The sequence below is a fragment of the Campylobacter sp. GB48 genome, from assembly GCF_049221845.1.
In the GTDB taxonomy this organism is placed as follows: domain Bacteria; phylum Campylobacterota; class Campylobacteria; order Campylobacterales; family Campylobacteraceae; genus Campylobacter_D; species Campylobacter_D lari_C.
This window is the reverse complement of the sequence record NZ_JBMJAR010000003.1, coordinates 118410-138542: the sequence shown is the minus strand read 5'-3', so window position 1 is coordinate 138542 and position 20133 is coordinate 118410. Positions and strand designations below refer to the sequence as shown.

The 20133-nt window shown below is 30.4% G+C and carries 18 protein-coding genes and 1 pseudogene; 7 read left to right on the top strand and 12 right to left on the bottom strand.

Annotated elements, in window-relative coordinates; genetic code table 11:
* Positions 1 to 24: 24 nt before the first annotated feature.
* The 4 genes from ACOTVC_RS03125 to dcd are packed head-to-tail and all read right to left on the bottom strand — an operon-like array spanning position 25 to position 4043.
* A complete protein-coding gene (locus ACOTVC_RS03125; protein ID WP_087685485.1) occupies positions 25 to 1305 on the bottom strand; it encodes a DUF4910 domain-containing protein in 1281 nt (426 codons plus the stop codon).
* Complete coding sequence (gene pseC, locus ACOTVC_RS03120) at positions 1298 to 2428, bottom strand: UDP-4-amino-4,6-dideoxy-N-acetyl-beta-L-altrosamine transaminase (protein WP_087685486.1); 1131 nt, start codon at positions 2426 to 2428, stop codon at positions 1298 to 1300. Before pseC ends, ACOTVC_RS03125 begins: the two co-directional genes overlap by 8 nt.
* Positions 2425 to 3432 (bottom strand): UDP-N-acetylglucosamine 4,6-dehydratase (inverting), encoded by a 1008-nt coding sequence (gene pseB, locus ACOTVC_RS03115; RefSeq protein ID WP_087685487.1) that lies wholly within the window; start codon positions 3430 to 3432, stop codon positions 2425 to 2427. The genes pseC and pseB overlap by 4 nt, the downstream gene beginning before the upstream one ends.
* A gap of 50 nt (positions 3433 to 3482) precedes the next feature.
* Positions 3483 to 4043, bottom strand: a complete 561-nt coding sequence (gene dcd, locus ACOTVC_RS03110) for a dCTP deaminase (RefSeq protein ID WP_012661997.1) — start codon at positions 4041 to 4043, stop codon at positions 3483 to 3485.
* Between the two features lie 130 nt (positions 4044 to 4173).
* On the opposite strand from dcd, the gene accB reads away from it, so the two are divergent.
* Positions 4174 to 4623 carry an acetyl-CoA carboxylase biotin carboxyl carrier protein gene (accB, locus tag ACOTVC_RS03105; RefSeq protein WP_039626958.1) on the top strand — a complete coding sequence of 150 codons (450 nt, stop codon included), beginning with the start codon at positions 4174 to 4176 and terminating at the stop codon, positions 4621 to 4623.
* Position 4624: 1 nt separating this feature from the next.
* Complete coding sequence (locus tag ACOTVC_RS03100) at positions 4625 to 5956, top strand: acetyl-CoA carboxylase biotin carboxylase subunit (RefSeq protein ID WP_087685488.1); 1332 nt, start codon at positions 4625 to 4627, stop codon at positions 5954 to 5956.
* Between the two features lie 16 nt (positions 5957 to 5972).
* Here the strand turns inward: ACOTVC_RS03100 and ACOTVC_RS03095 are convergent, their stop codons facing one another.
* Positions 5973 to 6800, bottom strand: coding sequence for a peptidylprolyl isomerase (locus ACOTVC_RS03095; protein ID WP_087690108.1), 828 nt, complete (start codon positions 6798 to 6800; stop codon positions 5973 to 5975).
* Between the two features lie 64 nt (positions 6801 to 6864).
* Between ACOTVC_RS03095 and gltX the strand changes: the two genes are divergently transcribed.
* The 4 genes and pseudogenes from gltX to gdhA all read left to right on the top strand — a co-directional run bounded on the left by gltX (position 6865) and on the right by gdhA (position 11777).
* Positions 6865 to 8256, top strand: coding sequence for a glutamate--tRNA ligase (gene gltX / locus ACOTVC_RS03090; RefSeq protein ID WP_214116162.1), 1392 nt, complete (start codon positions 6865 to 6867; stop codon positions 8254 to 8256).
* A complete protein-coding gene (locus ACOTVC_RS03085; RefSeq protein WP_214116164.1) occupies positions 8256 to 9491 on the top strand; it encodes a malic enzyme-like NAD(P)-binding protein in 1236 nt (411 codons plus the stop codon). The genes gltX and ACOTVC_RS03085 overlap by 1 nt, the downstream gene beginning before the upstream one ends.
* A 247-nt stretch (positions 9492 to 9738) precedes the next feature.
* Complete coding sequence (locus ACOTVC_RS03080; protein WP_087690102.1) at positions 9739 to 10404, top strand: MqnA/MqnD/SBP family protein; 666 nt, start codon at positions 9739 to 9741, stop codon at positions 10402 to 10404.
* 12 nt (positions 10405 to 10416) lie between these two features.
* A pseudogene (gdhA, locus tag ACOTVC_RS03075) lies at positions 10417 to 11777 on the top strand (NADP-specific glutamate dehydrogenase).
* Between the two features lie 22 nt (positions 11778 to 11799).
* Here the strand turns inward: gdhA and ACOTVC_RS03070 are convergent.
* The 4 genes from ACOTVC_RS03070 to selA are packed head-to-tail and all read right to left on the bottom strand — an operon-like array spanning position 11800 to position 16208.
* Positions 11800 to 12327 (bottom strand): hypothetical protein, encoded by a 528-nt coding sequence (locus ACOTVC_RS03070; RefSeq protein WP_214116168.1) that lies wholly within the window; start codon positions 12325 to 12327, stop codon positions 11800 to 11802.
* On the bottom strand, positions 12314 to 13027 hold the full coding sequence (locus ACOTVC_RS03065; RefSeq protein ID WP_214116170.1) for a thioredoxin fold domain-containing protein: 714 nt from the start codon (positions 13025 to 13027) through the stop codon (positions 12314 to 12316). Before ACOTVC_RS03065 ends, ACOTVC_RS03070 begins: the two co-directional genes overlap by 14 nt.
* A gap of 51 nt (positions 13028 to 13078) precedes the next feature.
* A complete protein-coding gene (selB, locus tag ACOTVC_RS03060) occupies positions 13079 to 14884 on the bottom strand; it encodes a selenocysteine-specific translation elongation factor (protein WP_421627685.1) in 1806 nt (601 codons plus the stop codon).
* Positions 14877 to 16208, bottom strand: coding sequence for an L-seryl-tRNA(Sec) selenium transferase (selA, locus tag ACOTVC_RS03055; protein ID WP_421627683.1), 1332 nt, complete (start codon positions 16206 to 16208; stop codon positions 14877 to 14879). The genes selB and selA overlap by 8 nt, the downstream gene beginning before the upstream one ends.
* Positions 16209 to 16297: 89 nt before the next feature.
* Between selA and ACOTVC_RS03050 the strand changes: the two genes are divergently transcribed.
* Entirely contained in the window at positions 16298 to 17950 is a 1653-nt protein-coding gene (locus tag ACOTVC_RS03050) for a 4Fe-4S dicluster domain-containing protein (protein WP_257929415.1), read from the top strand.
* 43 nt (positions 17951 to 17993) lie between these two features.
* Here the strand turns inward: ACOTVC_RS03050 and ACOTVC_RS03045 are convergent, their stop codons facing one another.
* From ACOTVC_RS03045 to modA, 3 genes are read right to left on the bottom strand one after another with little or no spacing between them, the layout of a single operon-like run.
* On the bottom strand, positions 17994 to 18848 hold the full coding sequence (locus ACOTVC_RS03045; protein ID WP_214115197.1) for a sulfate/molybdate ABC transporter ATP-binding protein: 855 nt from the start codon (positions 18846 to 18848) through the stop codon (positions 17994 to 17996).
* On the bottom strand, positions 18842 to 19231 hold the full coding sequence (locus tag ACOTVC_RS03040; RefSeq protein ID WP_257929414.1) for a hypothetical protein: 390 nt from the start codon (positions 19229 to 19231) through the stop codon (positions 18842 to 18844). Before ACOTVC_RS03040 ends, ACOTVC_RS03045 begins: the two co-directional genes overlap by 7 nt.
* Positions 19228 to 19974: a molybdate ABC transporter substrate-binding protein gene (modA, locus tag ACOTVC_RS03035; RefSeq protein ID WP_421627681.1), complete on the bottom strand. Its 747-nt coding sequence runs from the start codon at positions 19972 to 19974 to the stop codon at positions 19228 to 19230. The genes ACOTVC_RS03040 and modA overlap by 4 nt, the downstream gene beginning before the upstream one ends.
* Between the last annotated feature and the right edge of the window lie 159 nt (positions 19975 to 20133).

Genomic DNA, 20133 nt, shown 5'->3' with positions numbered 1-20133 from the left:
ATATAAATAGCATTATAGTATAAATTATATTAGCTTTATTAGTTTGTGAAATTTTAATTTTTCTATCAAATCTTTTAATTCATAAGCCTGTATGTTAAGTTTTGAGGCTATATCTAAAACATCATTCTTACTATTACAATAAGCTAAAAAAGTAGAGGAAATTGGAGTTTTGTTGGTTAATGAAGTATTGATGGTATGGTATAGATCCCTTTTTCCTAAATTGGGTTCGCAAAAAGTTGTATTTTGATAAATTTCATTCACTTCTAAATTCATGATAATTTCTTGCATAGCTTTTAAGCCACCTTGTAGTCCTTCTTGGCTGATGAAATTCAAGTCATCTTTACTAGTGTGATATTCTTTGTATTTGCTAAATTTAGTTCTGCATACACAAACTACGGGTAAATTTACTAAAGGGGAGCAGTATTGTCTTTCATCACTTCCTCTATCTAAAAAGCTAAATTCTTTAAAATTATTTTTATCTTTTAAAGTATGCAAAGCTACTTTATCTGCTAGAGTATTTTCACTTGGAGTGTGAATGAGTGAGTAAGCATTATCATCACCTATGCAAGAGAGTATAAAACCTGCTTTGGTATGTTTTTGTAAATGTTTTAAATGTTTGCTAAGATAAACTATACTCCCTATAGTTTCAGGAGCAAAAACAAAACGATAGTTATATTTTCTCTCTTTTAGCCCTAAAAGCCATTTAGCTAAAAACGCAGCCACCACAGGACCACTTAATTCGTTATTTGCCATAGATGGATGACAAAGATAAGTGGAAATTAAAATTTCATCTTTTGTTTCTTGCGTGCTAGATATAAGTAAATCAGCATAGTTTAAAATCCCATTTTCATGGTGCTTTGCATCAATGAAAACTTTATATTTTCCTTCTTTTAGTTTAATTCTATCTTCGTGTTTTATACAAAACCCCCAACGCCTTTTATAATAGCTTGTCACATAAGGTATGGCATCAGGCATTTCTTCTATAGAGTAAAGATGTTCTTGTAAGCTTGCTAGATCAAGCTCTGTGTCTATACCTATGCTATAGTTTAAAACATGGAGATTATTTTGTTTAAAATCACAAATTTTTTCTCCATCTGGAGTGATGATATAAGCATCGTTTATCTCCCATTCAGCAGGTACTTCCCAGTCAAACACTTTACTTCCACTTGCTATAGAGTGAATTTTTAATATACCCCCCCCCATAGCTTCATCAAGTATTTTTAAGCTTTGTCTAAAGCCTTTCCCGGTGATACTTCTACATATAGGAAAAAGTTCACAAGCTAGCTCATACATACTTTTACTCATGGCAATTCTTTTTAGTTTCTTCTAAAATTTTAAATAAACTATCTTTAATAAATTGTGCTTCTTCTAAACTCATTTCTTGATGAGCAGGTATGCTAAGTTCAGCTTTATAAAAATTATCCGCATTTTCTAAGAATAAATTTCCATATAAATTTTTATAAAAACTAAACTCATAAGTAGGCTTATAATGTACTTGTACACCTATACCTAAATTCAATAATTTTTCAAAAATAATTTCTTTTTGGCAATAAAACTCAGGGAAAAGTAAAATAGGATATAAATGTCTTGAGCTTTTTTTATAATCTTTGATTTTTATAGTGCCAAAATAAGGATTTTTTTCAAATTCTTTATCATAAAAATTCGTGATGATTTCTCTTTTTTCTAGCATATTATCAAGTTTTTTAAGTTGATTTATACCCAAAGCACAAGCAACATCACTTAAACGATAATTATAGCCTAGCTCAATCATATCACTATCCCAAAGCCTTTTTTTAACTATGCCATGACTTCTTAAAAGCTTGATTTTAGAAATTAATTCTTCATTATTACTAACGACTGCACCACCTTCAAAGGTTGTGATAGGTTTAACCGGATGAAAAGAAAATATGCTCAAATCTGCCATAGAACCTACTTTTTGATCTTTATAAGTAGCACCTAGGGCATGACTTGCATCATCAATTAATGGGATATTATATTGTTTAGCTAAGGCTAAGATTTCATCCATTTCTACACTATTTCCCGCAAAATCAACTACACAAATTGCCCCTATATTAGAGCTATCTTGGCTTAGTCTTAAAGCAAGTTTTTTCTCATCAATATTTCCATCACTTTTTACATCTATAAACTCAACCCTCGCACCTACCATTAAAGCTGCATTTGCAGTTGCAGCAAAGGTAATGGGGGTTGTTAAAACAATTTTTTCTTTTACATTTAAAGATAAATACGCAAGGTGTAAAGCAGAAGTAGCTGAATTTAGCACACAAGCATATTTTACACCTACATATTCACAAAGGGCTTGTTCAAATTCTTCAACTTTTTTTCCACCAGTTAAAAAATCATCTTTTAAAGCCTTACAAACTACTTGTATATCTTGTTCGTCGATATTTTGATGAGAATAAGTTATCATTTTTCAAGCTCTGTATGATTTATTATATTTAAAAGCTCTTCTTGGCTAATCCATTCTTTATTATTATCTGAGCTATAAGAAAAACCATTGGAAACTTTTTTTCCTTTTTGTCCTTTTGCATTTATACTAAAATCAACATTAGTGGTGTTAAATTGAATGCTTGGGCTAATGGCATAATAATTTTCAAATTCATAAGTTAAATGACTATCATCACTTGAAATCATAATTTCATGTAGTTTTTCACCTGCTCTTATACCTATGATTTTATGAGCTAAATGAGGAGCCATGGTTTTAGCTAAATCAACAATTTTCATAGAAGGAATTTTTGGTACGAAAATTTCCCCTCCATGCATATAAGTAAAATTATTCAACACGAAATTAACTCCATCTTCTAAAGATATCCAAAATCTTGTCATTCTCTCATCTGTGATAGGAAGTTCTTCGGCGCCTTCATTGATTAGTTTTTTAAAAAATGGTATGACAGATCCTCTTGAACCTACCACGTTACCATATCTTGTAACGCTAAATTTGGTATGTGAGCTTCCTGCGATGTTATTTGCTGCTACAAAAAGCTTATCGCTTGCAAGCTTTGTAGCTCCGTATAAATTAATAGGATTGCATGCCTTATCGGTTGAAAGTGCGATACATTTTTCTACATTATTTTCCAAACACGCATCGATTACATTTTGTGCTCCGTGGATATTAGTTTTTATACATTCCATTGGATTATACTCTGCAATTGGCACATGTTTCATAGCAGCTGCATGAATGACAAAATCAACATCCTTCATTGCTATATTTAATCTTTCTTTATCTCTTACATCACCTATAAAATAACGCATGCAAGTATCATTAAATTCTCTTGCCATTTCAAATTGTTTGAGTTCATCGCGCGAATAAATGATGATTTTTTTGGGTTTGTATTTTTGAAGTAAAGTTTTAGTGTAAGTTTTTCCAAAACTTCCTGTGCCACCAGTGATTAAAATGCTTTTTCCATTAAACATATATATTTTCCTATTGCTTGACTAAGTTTTTATATCGGCTGAAAATAAAATTATTTTAAAATTCTTGGCAAAGTTATACCTGTTTGGGCTTGGTATTTGCCTTTTTTATCAGCATATGTTACATCACAAGGTTCATCTCCTTGCAAAAATAAAACTTGAGCTATACCTTCATTGGCATAAATTTTAGCAGGTAGTGGGGTTGTGTTTGAAATTTCTATAGTGATATGCCCTTCAAAACCTGGCTCAAAAGGGGTTACATTTACTATGATGCCACATCTTGCATAAGTACTTTTGCCAAGACATATTGCTAAAACATCATTTGGCATTTTAAAATATTCAACCGTTCTTGCAAGTGCGAAAGAATTTGCAGGCACTATGCACACATCGCCTACAAAATCTACTACATTTTCTTCTACAAAATTTTTAGGATCCACAACAGTGGAATTTACATTAGTAAAAATCTTAAATTCTCTTCCAACTCTTATATCATATCCATAGCTTGAAAGCCCATAACTAACTATACCTTTACCTATATTTGCTTCACAAAATGGCTCTATCATATTGTGCTCTAATGCCATTTTTTTGATCCAATTATCTGCTTTTAAGCCCATTTTTGTCCTTTATAATTAAAGTGAATTTTTAAATTATATCTTAAAATAAAAGTAAAAAATAAATAATTGAAGTTATTTTTAGTATTTTTATATATAATTATAAATTAAGTCTTATAAATAAGGAGAATATATGACAAAAGAAGAAATCAAAGAATTAATGCAACTTTTTGCAGAAGCAAATATAAGCAAGATTAAAATAAAAGAACAAGATGGATTTGAAATAGAACTAGAAAGAGATATGTGTTGTGAATTACCAGCTCCAGCTCCTGTTGCTCCAGCTCCACAGCCAATTAATGTAAATGTAGTTAATGAAACCAAAGCAAGTTCAAACTCTTCTAATAAACCAACTATCAATAGTCCTATGGTGGGTACTTTTTACCAAGCTCCAAGCCCAGGTGCAGCGCCTTTTGCTAAAGCAGGACAAACTATTAAAAAAGGAAGCACTATAGCAATTATTGAGGCAATGAAAATCATGAATGAAATCGAAGCTGAATATGATTGTAGGATAGTAGAAGTATTAGTTGCAGATGGTCAGCCTGTAGAATTTGGTATGCCTTTATTTGTGGTGGAGAAATTATAAAATGGAAATTAAAAAAGTTTTAATAGCAAATCGTGGAGAAATTGCATTAAGAGCTTTAAGAACTGTAAAAGAAATGGGAAAAAAAGCAATTTGTGTGTATTCTACTGCAGATAAAGATGCTTTGTATTTAAAATATGCTGATGCGAGTATTTGTATAGGAAATGCTAGAAGTTCAGAAAGTTATTTAAATATCCCAGCTATTATTAGTGCGGCTGAAATTAGCGAAGCGGATGCGATTTTTCCAGGGTATGGATTTTTAAGTGAAAATCAGAATTTTGTTGAAATTTGTGCAAAACATAATATCAAATTCATAGGCCCTTCAGTAGCTGCTATGGCACTAATGAGTGATAAAAGCAAAGCTAAACAAGTAATGCAAAGAGCAGGTGTGCCTGTAATCCCAGGAAGCGATGGGGCTTTAGGTGGGGTTGAAGCAGCTAAAAAACTTGCTAAAGAAATAGGCTATCCTGTGATTTTAAAAGCAGCAGCAGGCGGTGGTGGCCGTGGTATGCGTGTAGTTGAAGATGAAAAAGATTTGGAAAAAGCTTATTGGTCAGCAGAAAGTGAAGCTATGAGCGCTTTTGGAGATGGTACTATGTATATGGAAAAATACATCCAAAACCCACGTCATATAGAAGTGCAAATCATAGGAGATAGCTTTGGTAATGTGATACATTTGGGTGAGAGAGATTGCTCTATGCAAAGACGCCATCAAAAGCTTATAGAAGAATCTCCTGCAATTTTACTAGATGAAAAAACAAGAGCAAGACTTCATGAAACAGCAGTTAAAGCTGCTAAGGCTATTGATTATGAAGGTGCAGGAACTTTTGAGTTTTTAGTGGATAAAAATTTAGATTTTTATTTTATCGAGATGAATACACGTTTGCAGGTTGAGCATTGCGTGAGTGAGATGGTAAGTGGGGTGGATATTATTGAGCTTATGATTAAAGTAGCAGAAGGGTATCCTTTGCCAAAACAAGAAGAAATTAAACTTAAAGGCCATTCTATAGAGTGTAGAATTACTGCTGAAGATTCTAAAACTTTCTTACCTTGCCCGGGCAAAATCACAAAATACGTAGCTCCAGCAGGACGCAACGTAAGAATGGAAAGCCATTGTTATCAAGATTATAGTGTGCCTCCTTATTATGATTCTATGATTGGAAAATTAGTTGTATGGGGAGAAGATAGAAACACAGCTATTTCTAAAATGAAAATAGCCTTGCAAGAGCTTATTGTAGGTGGGATTAAAACAACTAAAGATTTTCATTTAGCGATGATGGATAATGCAGATTTTATCAATAACAATTATGATACAAATTATCTTTCAAGACATTAGTTTAAGATAGGTTAACCTATCTTAATTCTTCTATATGAGCGTTTGCTCTTATTTTATCAAGATGATTTTTTAAGGCTTGTTCTCTTTGGGTGAGAGTATAGACATTGCTAACTTGATCTTTGATTAAATCAAATTCGATAGGATTTTTACCATATTTTTCTTTTACAAAATATACTATATAGGCATTTTCACCATTTAATACTGGAGTAAATTCTCCTATTTTTGTATTATTTAATAAAGCAAGCAATCTTGGATCTATACTAGCTGCATTTAAACTAATGGCTTTTGATTTAATTTGAGAATTTTTATACATAGGATTTTGCGCAAGTTGCTGTAAAAGCTCTGGATTGGTAGAATTATAAACGACTAAGTCTATATTTGAAAAAGTGCTAAATTTATCAAGATTGCTTTCATAAAAATGCTTTAATGCTTGATCGTCAATGTTGATTTTCGCATTTTGCATTATACTTCTATAAAGTTTTTCTCTTTCAAGATCTTTTCTAACCTTATTTTTAAAAACTTCAAAACTTAAACCATCTTTTTCTATCTTTGCTTGTAAACCATTAATGTCGGTTTTATTACCTTTTGCTATTTGTGCTAATTTTTCATTGAGTTCAAAAGTACTTACATAAATCCCTAGTTTTTTAGCTTCGCTTTGTTGAACTTTATCATCTACTAAAAATGCTATGGCCTTTTGCTTATCATTAGTTTTTAGTTCTTTCATGGTTTGTTCTATATCATAAAGAGTGATAGGTTGATTTTCTACTACCATTGCCACACCACCAAGAGTTTGAGCATATAAAATATTTGCAGCAAAACAACAAGATATTAAAAATTTTCTCATATAAAACCTTTATTTAAGTGTAAATATAGCATTATAACAATAAAAATTTAAAAAAGGTAAAAATATGCAAGAAATCACAACTCGTTTTGCTCCTTCTCCAACAGGATATTTACACATAGGAGGGCTTAGAACGGCTTTATATAATTATCTTTATGCAAGAAAAAATAAGGGTAAATTTTTATTGCGTATTGAAGATACGGATTTAAAAAGAAATTCACAAGAAGCTACACGAGCTATTATAGAAGCATTTAAATGGTGTGGGCTTGATTATGATGGGACGATTGAGTATCAATCCCAAAGATTTGATATTTATAAAAAATACATTCAAAAATTACTAGATGAGGGTAAGGCTTATTATTGTTATATGAGCAAAGAAGAGCTTGATGAGTTAAGAGCCAAACAAGAAGCAGCTAAAGAGCGCCCAAAATATGATGGTAGATATAGAGATTTTAAAGGAACTCCTCCAAGTGGTATTGAGCCTGTAGTGCGTATAAAAGCACCACAAAGTGGAGAGATTAAATTTATAGATGGTATTAAAGGCGAGGTTAGTTTTAAGGCTGAAGATATTTTAGATGACTTTGTAATTGCAAGAAGCGATGGTAGCCCAATTTATAATTTAACCGTTGTAATTGATGATGCACTAATGGGTGTGAGTGATGTTATAAGAGGGGATGATCATTTATCAAATACCCCAAAACAAATCGTTCTTTATGAAGCACTAGGCTTTAAAATTCCTAAATTTTATCATGTGGCTATGATACATGGTGAAGATGGTAAAAAGCTTTCTAAGCGTCATGGGGCAACTGATGTGATGGAATATAAAAATATGGGAATTTTACCTCAAGCCTTGCTAAATTTTTTAGTGCGTCTTGGTTGGAGTCATGGTGATGATGAAATTTTTTCTTTAGAAAGTATGCAAGAGCTTTTTGATCCAAATCATATTAATAAAAGTGCTTCTTGTTATAATTTTAAAAAGCTAGAATGGCTTAATGCTCATTATATTAAAACCTTGCCTTTTGAAGAAATCAATAGACAATTAAAAGATTTAGGTTTTGATTTAAGTCAGTATGAAAAAGCGGGATTTTTACTAGATATGTTAAGAGAGAGAGCTAAAACTTTGCATGATATTATTAGCGGGGCTAAAGTGTTACTAAATGACCCAAAAGAATACAATCAAAAGGCTGTAGATAAATTTCTTAATGTAACAAATTTAACTTATTTGGAAAAATACGCTATGGTTTTAAATGAGCAAAAAAATGCTTGTGAATTTGAAGAATTAACTAATCAATTCTTAGAAGAAAATAATCTTAAGTTAAAAGATCTAGCTCAAGCTATACGCATTGCACTCACTGGAAGCTCGGTAAGTCCTAGTATATTTGAAGTATTAGAATTTTTAGGAGTGCAAAAAGCTAAGCTTAGAATAGAAAATTTACTAACTTACATGAAGGGGAAATAATGAATTTAAAAAAAGAGGCTCTAGAATATCATTTAGGTGGTAAAGTAGATATTATTGCTAGAAAGCCTATGGATAGTGCGCATGATTTATCTTTAGCTTATTCTCCAGGGGTTGCTGAGCCTTGTGTTGAGATAGCAAAAGATGAAACTTTAGCTTATAAATACACTAATAAGGCTAATTTAGTTGCTATAGTAAGTGATGGTAGTGCGGTTTTGGGACTTGGTAATATAGGAGCAAGCGCAAGTAAGCCCGTGATGGAAGGAAAGGCTTGTTTGTTTAAAAAATTTGCTAATGTTAATGCTTATGATTTAGAAATTAATGCTCATAGTGTAAATGAGATTGTTACCTTTTGTAAAGCTATAGCGCCTACTTTTGGAGGAATTAATTTAGAAGATATTTCAGCACCAAAATGTTTTGAAATAGAAGCTGCTTTGCAAGATCTTGGAATTCCTGTAATGCATGATGATCAACATGGTACTGCGATCATTTCTACAGCAGGATTAATGAATGCTATGGAAATTAGCGGTAAAAAATTTGAAGATATTAAAGTAGTAGTAAGTGGTGCGGGTGCAGCGGGTATTGCAAGTGCTAGAATGTATAGAAATTTAGGGGTTAAAAATATCGTTTTAGTAGATAGCAAAGGTGTGGTTAATATCCAAAGAGATGATTTAAATAAATACAAACTAGAATTTGTAAGCGATACCAAAGATAGTACTTTAAGAGAGGCTTTAAAAGGTGCTGATGTGTTTTTGGGTTTAAGCGCACCTAAGATTTTAGATGATGAGATGATTTTAAGTATGGCTAAAGATCCTGTGATTTTTGCACTAGCTAATCCTGTGCCTGAAGTAATGCCTGAAGATGTTAAAAGGGTTAGGAGTGATGCTATAGTAGGTACAGGAAGAAGCGATTATCCAAATCAAATTAACAATGTTTTAGGTTTTCCTTTTATTTTTAGAGGAGCTTTAGATGTAAAAGCGACTAAAATCACTGAAAATATGAAAGTAGCTGCTGCTAAAGCTTTGGCTGATTTAGCTAAGCTTGAGGTAACTGATGAGGTAAAACAAGCTTATGGAGTAGAAGAGCTTAGCTTTGGTAGAGATTATGTGATACCAAAACCATTTGATAGCAGGGTAAAAGCTGTAGTTAGTGCTGCTGTGGCAAAAGCTGCAGTTGAAGATGGAGTAGCTTTGGTAAAAGAATTTGACTATCAAAAATATCTAGCAAGCTTACAATAGTTTTTATAAATTAAGTTTTATTTAAAATATTTTTTTGAATAAAACTTAATTTTTATTTTTAATCTTTCAATTTAACTTTTCTCTTATTTTACTTTTTACTTAACAATCTTAGAATGTAAAATAATTTTTTACAATAAATGTTAAATTTTGATATAAATTTTAGTATTGATTATATTTTTAATTAAATTAATTTATATTTAAGATATTTTTTTATAGGATACTAATACTTAATCATAGAAAGGCTAAGATGGTTTTTGGAAAGATAGATTATCTTAATTTACTCCCTTTGCATATCTATCTTAAAAAAACAGCTTTTCCTAGCTATGTTAAGCAAACTACAGAATACAAAAAAGGGGTTCCTAGTAAGCTAAATCGCCATTTGTATTTTAGACGTATTGATGCAGCGATTATTTCAAGTATTGAAAGTCGTAGAAAAAAATACAAAACCTTAAATGTGGGAATTTGCGCAAGCAAAAAGGTAAAAAGCGTTTTAGTGAAAAAACATTCTCAAAGCAAAGAAGATGCAAACTCTGCAACTTCTAATGCTCTTGCAAAAGTTTTAAAGCAAAAGGGGGAGGTTATCATCGGTGATAAGGCTTTAAAACTTTATTTGCAAAATCCAAAAGATTATATTGATTTGTGTGAATTATGGTATGAAAAGACAAAATTACCTTTTGTTTTTGCACGCTTTTCTTGTGTTAAAAAATTTTCTGTTTATAAAAAAATGATGAAAAATTTCACAAAAAGTAAAATTTTCATTCCACAATATATTTTGCTAGATTACTCTAAATCAAGAAATCTTTCTCAAAAGGAAATTAGCGCATATTTAAAGCTAATTTATTACAAAATAGAAACAAAGGAGCAAATGGCACTAAAAAAGTTTTTAGCTAAAACAAATAGCAAGATACTATAAAAAGGACAATTTATGAGTATGGCTAAACAATATATCAATGAAACTTTAGAAAAAATTCAAACAATTTCCCCAAGACAACCTATCTTTTTCCAAGTAATAACCGTTGTGTTAAACTCTTTAGAGCCTTTCTTGAATTTAAAAATTTACCAATGTTGTGCGATATGAGAGTGTATTATAATCCTGAAAATCAGCTTATATTTAAGTTGCATATTAACAATGTGGACAAAACTCAACGCATTTTGGCTATAGAGTGCAGTTTAACTCTAGTTTAGGTCCTTATAAAGGTGGACTTAGATTTCATTCCAGTGTGAATTTGGATGTTTTAAAATTTTTTAGGTTTTGAGAAAATTTTCAAAAACTCTTTAATATGTTTGATGATAGGTGGCGCTAAAGGTTGAGCAAATTTTGACCCTAAGGGTAAAAGCGAAGTAGAAATTATGCGTTTTTGTCAAGCTTTTATGGCTGAGCTTTCAAAAATCATAGGAGCAAGCACTGATGTACCAGCGGACGATATAGGTGTTGCTGCTAGGGAAATTGGATATATGTTTGGAGCTTATAAGAAAATTAGCTCTAATTTTGATGGAACCTTAACGGGAAAGAAAATTCCATGGGGTGGAAGCTTAGTAAGAACAGAAGCAACAGGATATGGCTGCGTGTATTTTACTCAAGAAATGTTAGCAAAATATAACAATGCATTAGAAGGAAAAGAGTGTGCAGTCTTAGGTAGTGGAAATGTGGCAATTTATACCATAGAAAAATTACACCAACTTGGCGCAAAAGCAATCACAATAAGCGATAGTGATGGATTTGCTTATGATAAAGATGGGATAGATTTAGATTTATTAAAAGAAATTAAAGAAGTAAAAAGAGCTAGGGTGAGTGATTATGCAGCGCTTAAAAAAGGTGCTGTTTTTACTCCAAAAAGCGCGTATAAACAAGGTTGTAATGGAGTATGGAGTATACCTTGTGATATAGCTTTTCCAAGCGCTACGCAAAATGAGTTAAATTTAGAAGATATTAAAACTTTATACTACAATGGGTGTCGTATGGTAGCAGAGGGAGCTAATATGCCAAGCACACTTGAAGCGATTGATTTTATGTTAAATCAAAAAGACTTTTTATTTGCTCCGGCTAAGGCTGCAAATGCAGGTGGAGTAGCGACTTCTCAACTTGAAATGCAACAAAATGCAAGTATGTGTCAATGGAGTTTTGAGGAAGTTGATGTAAAATTGCATAAGATTATGAAAAATATTTTTGAAAATTCATACGAGTGTGCAAAAGCTTATAATCATGAAGGAAATTTAGTAGTAGGTTCAAACATAGCAGGCTTTAAAAAAGTAGTTGATGCGATGATTGATCATGGTTATATTTAAAAAGATGGCTTAAATGCCATCTTTAATACATATAAAAAAAGCTTGTTATTTGATTAGCAATTTTTTCCTCTAAAGAGTCTTTGGCTCTGTCTATATTGCTAAGATAAGCAGTTCTTGCTAAAAGCGAGGTGCTTTGAGTAGAGTTTTTGGAGCTAATTTGTAAATTAACTTGCAAAAGATAGTAATTTTCTACTTCCATTTCAAAAACATCATCTATTTTATCAAAGTCATTATAAAAAAATCTCGCATTAGAGGCAATTAGCCTTTGTGCGTAAGAAAATTTTTTAAAATCTACTATATTGATATAAATTTTATAATCACTTTGTTCATTATTTAAAACTAATCCTAAATTTTGTAATTTTTGAGTGAGCTTAGCTTCTAAATTTGTGTTTAATTTTGAAGGGTTGTTGATGTGTAAAGAAAAACTTTGATTTTTATTAGCATGCAGGAAAATACCTTCATTGTTTGTTTGAATAAAAGTTTGCATAGGGCCTGTGCAAGCACTTAAAAATAGTGCAAGCACAAGTAAGAAAAGATTATTTTTGAGCATCGATTATGGTTGGTACGGCACGAAGACCAAGTTTAGAGTATTTTGCAAAAGTTTCTCTTACTGCTTTAACTTCAGCTTCACTAGGTTTTTTATAATCTTTTATATCTTTATCATAGTATTTTTTCATGATAGCAATTTTTTGTGCATCATCTTTAGCGTTTTTACTTTCTTTATAGATTAATGCAGATTTTTCAAATGCGCTTGTATCATGGATAGGGGTTAAGATAAATTTCACTTGATGGGTTTTTAGTGTTTCTTCTATTTTATCTAAATGCATTCTACAATATGGACATTCAGGATCACTAAATACATAAAGTAAAGGTTTGTTTTTATCACCTAAAGAAACAAACATTTTTTCTTTTTTAAGTTCCACTAAGGCTTTTTTTGAAAATTCAGCTTGTTGTTTTTCCATGAGTTTTGCTTGATAAACTTGAGAATAAAACTCACCTTTTTTTACATCAATTACTTCAGTTGTGATGATATTATCTTGAGTGAAAACGATTTCTTGGAAATTTTTACCACTAATTTCAAAATTAACTATCACGGCTTCAAAGTTAGTATCAGGAATTTTTTCTCTACTAGAAACACTAATATTTGCATTTGATAAATTTGGATTTTTCTTAAAAAAATTAATAATTTCTTCATTATTTGCAGCAAATAAAGAGCTAGCAAGAGTTAAAAGAGCTAGAGATTTTTTCATTTTTTTCCTTTAATTTAAATTTTTATCATTATAAAATGTAAATTTTAACACTTAGACTTTTAGCATTCTTTTTTCCTCGATTTTTATCACTTGAGGATAGTTTTTATCAAGGTATTCTAAATAAGCTATGGCGTATTTTCTTGAAATTTGAAAATGATTTTTTACAAAAGTGACATCTAAATGATGATCTTGCAAAAGCTTTAAAAACTCTTGCATGAGATTTTCAAGGGCATTTTTTTCTATAAAAAGATTATGCGCTAATCTTTTGACTTTGTTTTCTTTGGTGAGTTTTTTTAAAATAAGATCTCCATTTTTCCTATCAAGCTCTAAATATTCATAAAGATTATAAGGTGCGGTAGGTTTTATGCCTTCTTTTTTTAAAATTTCATAAAGCTCACAATGAGCCTTTTCTTGTAGTTTTTCAAAATTTTGTCCTTTTAAAAACCATATGCCATCTTTAAAATCTAATTTTTCTTGCATTTGCTTGAGTACATAAGCACAAAAACTCTCACTTGACCAGCTAAGCCTTAAGGCGATAGAATGAGGCGAGATTAAAGCATAAGGATTTTTAGAGAAAACAAAATCAATAAATTCTTTCAAAGTTTGCATAGCATTTAGATCGTATACATTTAAAGCTTGCTCATCAACAAAAACATGATCTAAACTTTTTGCTAAATTCAAAGCTTGCTCATGAGTGAGTTTAAAGCGTTGATAGCTTGAAAGTAAGCCAAAGCCAAGTTTGTGAGTTTGTTTTAAAAACTCAAATACTTTTTTAAAATCTTTTTGTTCTAAAAGTGCTAAATACTTAGCTTTTATATCTTTCTTTAAAGGCTCACTCACTGCATTTAATACTACACCGCTACTTTTAATACGCCCATTTTCAAGCAAGATAAATTTATCATCAAAACACAAAGGTAGGCTTTTATCAAACTCTAAACTAATATAAGTTTTATCTTCAAATTCTTTGATTACACTAATTTTTGCATTAAGCTTTTTTGAACCACTACAAAATTCTAAAATGCTCCCGTGTTTAATCTCTGTATTAAAAACAATCCCATCGATACTTTTAAAGCTTTTAAAAACACCTTTTTTGCTTAATACATAGCCTTTTTTTAACTCATGATAATCACAATTTAAACTCAAAGCAACTCTATTATAAGCTTTTGCTTCTAAAACATTTTCTTCATGAATTTGTATATTTTTTACAATGATATCTTTTTGATTTTCAAGGCAAAAGATTTTTTCATTTTGTCTGATTTTTCCTTCATTTAAGCTTCCTGTTACTACCGTTCCTATACCTTTTAGAGAAAAAACTCTATCAATGTAGTATCTGAAAATCAAATTTTTATCATTTTCTTTAGGCTTTAAACTAAGTAGATAGTTTTTTAAATTTAATATACTTTGCTCATCATAAATGCTTGTTGGAAAAACTTTTAAGATATTGATTTTAAAGGCTTTTAATTCTTTTAAAAGCTCTGTTTGTTTTTGCGCTAAATCCTTGCATAAATCAACCTTACTTAAAATAAGCACTACATCTTTTACGCCTAAAAATTCCAAAACCCTTAAATGCTCTATACTTTGAGTCTTCAAACCCTCGTTTATATCTATGACAAACATACATACTCTAAAGCCAAAAGCACCACTTATCATAGTTTTAATTAAACTTTCATGTCCAGGCACATCTATAAAAGCAATATTTAAATTTTCACTTTTTAAATTTGAAAAGCTAAGATTAATCGTAATACCTTTTTCTTGCTCTTCTTTTAAATCATCACCTTCAAAACCATTTAAAGCTTTAATAAGCGAAGTTTTACCATGGTCAATATGCCCAGCAGTGCCTATGATAATACTATGCATAAAATACCTCTTTGATAGCGTGGATTAAACGGTTTAAATCTTTTTCTAAAATACTTCTAAAATCTAGCACAAAATGCCCATTTTCAACACGGCCAATCACACCTTTTTTTCTAAATTTTTCTTGTAAAAGCAAAGCTTTCTCATCAAAACTTAGCACAAAAGTATCTAAGCTTTTATCAGGCATAGAGCCACCGCCTACTAAACTTTTAGAAGCTTTTAACTCACATTTAATAGGAATTTTTTCTTTGACAAAGAGTGCTTTTTTTTCTATGGTTTTTAAATCATCATTTAAAAGTTTTAGTGTAGGAATTTTTTCATATTCTTTTTCTAAGTATGCTTTGGTAGTTTCATTTAAAAAAGCTAGAGTGATTTTATCAACCCTTAACATTCTTAGAAGTTGATTTTTCTTTAATTGTTGAATGTATTTTTTCTTTCCAAGTATAATGCCTGCTTGAGTAGAACCAAAAAGTTTATCACCGCTAAAACTTAAAATATCACAATGTTTTAAAAGCTCTTTCACACTTGGCTCGTTTTTGCTAAGTTGTTTATTAATTTTTTCACACCAGCCAGCACCCAAATCATAATAAGATATGAGTTTTTTCTTTTTTGTTAAAGCATGAATTTCGCTTAAGCTTACTTCTTCAAAAAATCCTTTAAAAGCAAAATTAGAGCGATGAGTTTTTAAAATCATCTTAGTATTTTCATTGATGGCTTTTTCATAATCATATAAATGAGTTTTATTAGTCGTGCCTATTTCTTTTAGCTTAACACCAGCTGCTAGCATAACTTCAGGAATTCTAAAATTTCCCCCAATCTCAACTAGCTCACTTCTTGAAGTAATAACTTCTTCATTTTTTGCTAAGGTGTTTAAGATCAAAAATACAGCCGAGGCGTTATTATTTACAACCAGACAATCTTCGCAATCAAATAATATTTTTAAATTCGCACTAAGTGCGTCATACCTTGAGCCTCTTTTGCCACTTTGCATGTTAAACTCTAAATTTGAATAAGAGCAGATGATTTCTTTAGTTCTTTCAAAAATACTCTCATCGATAATACTACGACCAAGATTAGTATGAATGATAACTCCAGTAGCATTGATCAAACTTTGACTTTGCATATTTAAAAACTCATCAATACTTTGAGCAATTTTACTTAGCAAATCTTGCAAGCTAAAATTTAAATTTTCATTTTTACTTAGTTCTTTTTTACAATTTGAAACAACTATTTTTGCAAAATGAGATCTTAAATACAAAGGATAATTAGCCAAGTTTTCATCGTTTATAAGCGTGTTTATGGGTGGAAAATTTCTAAATTTGTTCATCTTAAACCTTAAGAATAAATTAGTAAAATTATAACTTTTTTATAATGAAATTTATATAATTAAGATTAAAAAATTTAAAAGAGAGTATTATGAAAGATTTTGTATTTTTAGAAAATGAAGATTTAATTCCCCTAAGCGATGATATTAGCATAGTTCAAAAAGCCTGTGATGAAGAAGTTTTTATAGGAAATTCAAAGCTTTTAAACCCTGAAGTTTATGCGCCTGAGATTAATTTTTATCTTAAAAACTCACAAGATGATGTGCTAAAAAAAGCTAAAACTATTGAGTCTTTATACAAGATTAGATCTAAAGTTTATGATTTGGGACTTGATTTAGAATACACCAAAGAAGTGGGCAAAAATGTAATTATTGTAAGCAATGAGGATCAAAACGAGCTTATAAAAAGCTTAAAAAAACAAGAATACAAGGTTTTAAAACTAAGCAATGAGCAATGTTTGGGCGTTTTAGGTTGCGTGGGCGAGCTTTGTGTGATAGCTTTAAAAGATGATGAGCAAGTAGAGATTGATTGTGATTTTTTCTTATATGATGTAAAAAAAGAAAGTTTTGATCAGCAAAGTGGTTGCTATGATTTAACTACTTTGAGTCAAGAAGAACTTGTAAAGCTTTTAAATTCTAATTCTCCAAAATATAAATTTAGAAATTATATTAGTTATGATGATAGCATTTGTCAATACCATGAAAGAAGAAGTATCCATTGTGGAAAATGTGCTGAAATTTGTCCTAGTGTGGCTATTTTAAAAGATGATGAACAAAGGAAATTAGAATTTTCTCATGTAGATTGTTTAAGTTGCGGTGATTGTGTAGGGATTTGTCCTAGTGGCGCGCTTGATTATGCACCTATGCCACGCAATAGCTTTTATGAAATTTTAAAATTTTATGAAGATAAAATTATCTTGATTATTCCTGAAAAAATGTCTATAGAAAATTTAAATATCACTTTAAAAGAAGATGTAATGCCTTTTATGATTAAAGGCGAAAACTATCTTGATCAAGCACATTTTTTAGCTATGCTTCAAACAAGTGGTGCGAGTGTGATTTTTTATAGTGATGGCTTATCGCAAGGTGCTTTAGAAGTGATAGCTTTGATGAATGAAATTTTTCAAAGAAAATTTAAACAAAATGCAATTTTTCTAGCTAAAGATGAAAAAGAACTTTTAGAGGCTATAAATCAAGCACATTTTATAGAAAATCTTAAATTTATTTCTTATAATCCTGCGCTTTTAAAAAGAGAAGATTTTGCTATAAGATTAAGAGAGCTTATAAAAGAAGAAAATTTAGGCAATATTCCAAGCAAAGAATGGATACGCTATGGAAAAATCACTATCAATACAGACACTTGTACCTTATGTCTTTCTTGTGTGGGAGCTTGTAATGTAGGAGCTTTAGTAGCTGATGCTAAGGATAATTCTTTGAAATTTAATGCAAGCTTATGTACTACCTGTGGATATTGTGAGGCAAGTTGTGCTGAAAAAGATACTTTGATACTTCAAAGAAGTGGGATAGATTTAGAAAAAGAGTATTTTTCTTTTATGGTTTTAGCTCAAGATGAACTTTTTGCTTGTGTAGAGTGTGGGAAAGAATTTGCTACTAAAAAGGCCATTGAAAAAATCGCTAGCATTATGAAGCCAAGATTTATGGGCGATGAAGCTAAGATAAAAACACTATATTGCTGTGCTGAATGTAAAGCAAAAGTAATGATACAAAGTATGAATGTGCTTTAAGCCAAAAGGCTTAAAGTGTCGAGTTAATACAAGTTATAGTTTTTTATACTTTACTTAAATTTAGCGCAAAAGCTTTTTGACTCAAAAGCACTTCATCATTTTCTTTAAAATCTTTAGCTTCTAAAGGGCTTAGTGCTACTTGGCTGATTTGATTACCTATGGCAAGTATGGCTATAAATATGCTATCTTGCTTTTGTAGTTTTAAAACGCGTGCTTTTATAGCAAATTTTTGTGAGCCTTGCGTCTTTAAAAAAACTTCATTAGGCGAGCCTTCTTTGATGATAGCTCCATTTTCTAAAATAATGACTTTATTAGCCAGTTTATAAACTTCACTTACATCATGGCTGATTAAAATAGTAGTGATTTTATAAGTTTTATGTATATTTAAAAGATAATCATGTAAGTGTAGTTTTATCTCATTATCTAAGGCGCTAAATGGCTCATCTAAAAGTAAAAGTTTGGGTTTTTGCATAATAGCTCTTGCTAAAGCTACGCGTTGTTTTTGTCCACCGCTTAGTTCTAAAATATGACTTTTTTTGTGTTTGCTTAAATCTAAAAGTTCTAAAAGTTCATTAGCAAATTTTAGATCTTTTTTGGCAAAAAGTAAGTTTTGTTCTACATTCATATTTTCAAATAAAGCATAATCTTGAAAAACAAAGCCAAGTTTTCTTTTTTGTGGACTTAGAAAGTTTTTATCATCAAAAAATACAGTATTATTAAAAGTGCAAATTCCTTGTGCTTTTTCAAAACCTGCTAAAATTCTCAAAAGCGTAGTTTTACCACTACCACTTTTTCCAAAAATAGCACAAAATTCTCCTTCTTTAACTTCAAATTTAACCTTAAGTTTAAATTCTTTTTCTTTATTTTTAAAGATTTTTTCAAAGTCAAGTTTTAGCATAAATACTCTTTGATAAATAAAGCGCTAGGATGTACATAAGCAAATATAAAATCATTTTTTTGATAGTCTTGCTCTAAAAACTCATGGGTGCTAATTTGAGCTTCGAAAGTGCAAATTTCATTTTCTAATCTTATGATAGTGATGATTTGTCCTTGGAAAATATCAATGATTTTTGCATAAAAGGTATTTAAAAATGAGTTTTCTAAATTTTTTTTACTAAGCAGGCATTCGCTACTTTTAAAAGCAAGTAAAACTTCTTGATTAATGCTTGCTTTTTCATCAAGTTCTAAAGCAAGCATATATAATTTATGTTTATTTGTAAGAAATTCTACCCAGTTTATATTTTCATGATTTTTTATAGTATTTATTTTAGCTTTAATCATGGGATATTATAGCCATAAGCCTTGAAAATTTCCTTAGCCTTTTTGCTTAAAATAAAATCATAAAATTTCTTAGCTTTGGCATTATCTTTGCCATAAGAAGTGATGATAATGCCTTGATTGATTGGTTCATAAAGCTTTGGATTGATTAAAATATAATTTTTTCCTTCTTGGAGTTTATAAGATTTTAGCGTATCTTCATATAAAGCACTTGCTGCTATAAAACCCATATCGGCTGCTTTTAGTGTTTGAGTAAGCGCTTCTCCTATAGATTTTGACTCGATGATTTTAGCTTTTGTTTGCTCATAAATTTTAGCATTTTGTAAAGTTTCTATACTAGCTTGACCATAAGGAGCAGCTTTGGGATTAGCTATGGTGATGATTTTTACTTTTTCTTCTTTGAGTGTGTCTAATCCTTTGCTTAAATCCATTCTAACACTGAGTAAAGCTAAAGCTCCTTGAGCATAAATAATAGGTTTTGTGCTAGCAAAATTATCATCATACAAGCTTTGTGCAAATTTCATATTTGCAGCCATAAATATATCAAATGGCGCTCCATTTTTGATTTGTGAGACTAAATTTCCACTAGCGCTTAAGCTTACATTGATACTAATATCAGGGTTTTCTTTTTGAAATTCTTTTTGCAAGGCTTTAAAAGCATAAGCTACATTTGCAGCTGCAGCGATATTTACATCAGCGCCATAGCTGAAAATGCACAAAAAAAGTAGGGTGAAAATTTTTTTCATTTTTTATCCTTTTAGTAGTAAATTTTTAAAAAATTATAGCTTATTTTTAAAAGCAAAAATAAATTTGTATTTTTTGCATATTTTCTAAGACTTATTCCATAAGCAAATAAAAATTTTTAATTTTTTTAAAGAATATTTTAAAAGCATTTTAATGTAAAA

Bases quoted from the DNA above. Each gene is read 5' to 3' on its own strand.
- ACOTVC_RS03100 (WP_087685488.1), top strand. From the start codon at position 4,625: ATGGAAATTAAAAAAGTTTTAATAGCAAATCGTGGAGAAATTGCATTA.
- accB (WP_039626958.1), top strand. From the start codon at position 4,174: ATGACAAAAGAAGAAATCAAAGAATTAATGCAACTTTTTGCAGAAGCA.
- ACOTVC_RS03085 (WP_214116164.1), top strand. From the start codon at position 8,256: ATGAATTTAAAAAAAGAGGCTCTAGAATATCATTTAGGTGGTAAAGTA.
- ACOTVC_RS03095 (WP_087690108.1), bottom strand. From the start codon at position 6,800: ATGAGAAAATTTTTAATATCTTGTTGTTTTGCTGCAAATATTTTATAT.
- modA (WP_421627681.1), bottom strand. From the start codon at position 19,974: ATGAAAAAAATTTTCACCCTACTTTTTTTGTGCATTTTCAGCTATGGC.
- ACOTVC_RS03040 (WP_257929414.1), bottom strand. From the start codon at position 19,231: ATGATTAAAGCTAAAATAAATACTATAAAAAATCATGAAAATATAAAC.
- ACOTVC_RS03045 (WP_214115197.1), bottom strand. From the start codon at position 18,848: ATGCTAAAACTTGACTTTGAAAAAATCTTTAAAAATAAAGAAAAAGAA.
- pseC (WP_087685486.1), bottom strand. From the start codon at position 2,428: ATGATAACTTATTCTCATCAAAATATCGACGAACAAGATATACAAGTA.
- ACOTVC_RS03125 (WP_087685485.1), bottom strand. From the start codon at position 1,305: ATGAGTAAAAGTATGTATGAGCTAGCTTGTGAACTTTTTCCTATATGT.
- ACOTVC_RS03080 (WP_087690102.1), top strand. From the start codon at position 9,739: ATGGTTTTTGGAAAGATAGATTATCTTAATTTACTCCCTTTGCATATC.
- gltX (WP_214116162.1), top strand. From the start codon at position 6,865: ATGCAAGAAATCACAACTCGTTTTGCTCCTTCTCCAACAGGATATTTA.
- pseB (WP_087685487.1), bottom strand. From the start codon at position 3,432: ATGTTTAATGGAAAAAGCATTTTAATCACTGGTGGCACAGGAAGTTTT.
- ACOTVC_RS03070 (WP_214116168.1), bottom strand. From the start codon at position 12,327: ATGCTCAAAAATAATCTTTTCTTACTTGTGCTTGCACTATTTTTAAGT.
- selA (WP_421627683.1), bottom strand. From the start codon at position 16,208: ATGAACAAATTTAGAAATTTTCCACCCATAAACACGCTTATAAACGAT.
- ACOTVC_RS03050 (WP_257929415.1), top strand. From the start codon at position 16,298: ATGAAAGATTTTGTATTTTTAGAAAATGAAGATTTAATTCCCCTAAGC.
- ACOTVC_RS03065 (WP_214116170.1), bottom strand. From the start codon at position 13,027: ATGAAAAAATCTCTAGCTCTTTTAACTCTTGCTAGCTCTTTATTTGCT.
- dcd (WP_012661997.1), bottom strand. From the start codon at position 4,043: ATGGGCTTAAAAGCAGATAATTGGATCAAAAAAATGGCATTAGAGCAC.
- selB (WP_421627685.1), bottom strand. From the start codon at position 14,884: ATGCATAGTATTATCATAGGCACTGCTGGGCATATTGACCATGGTAAA.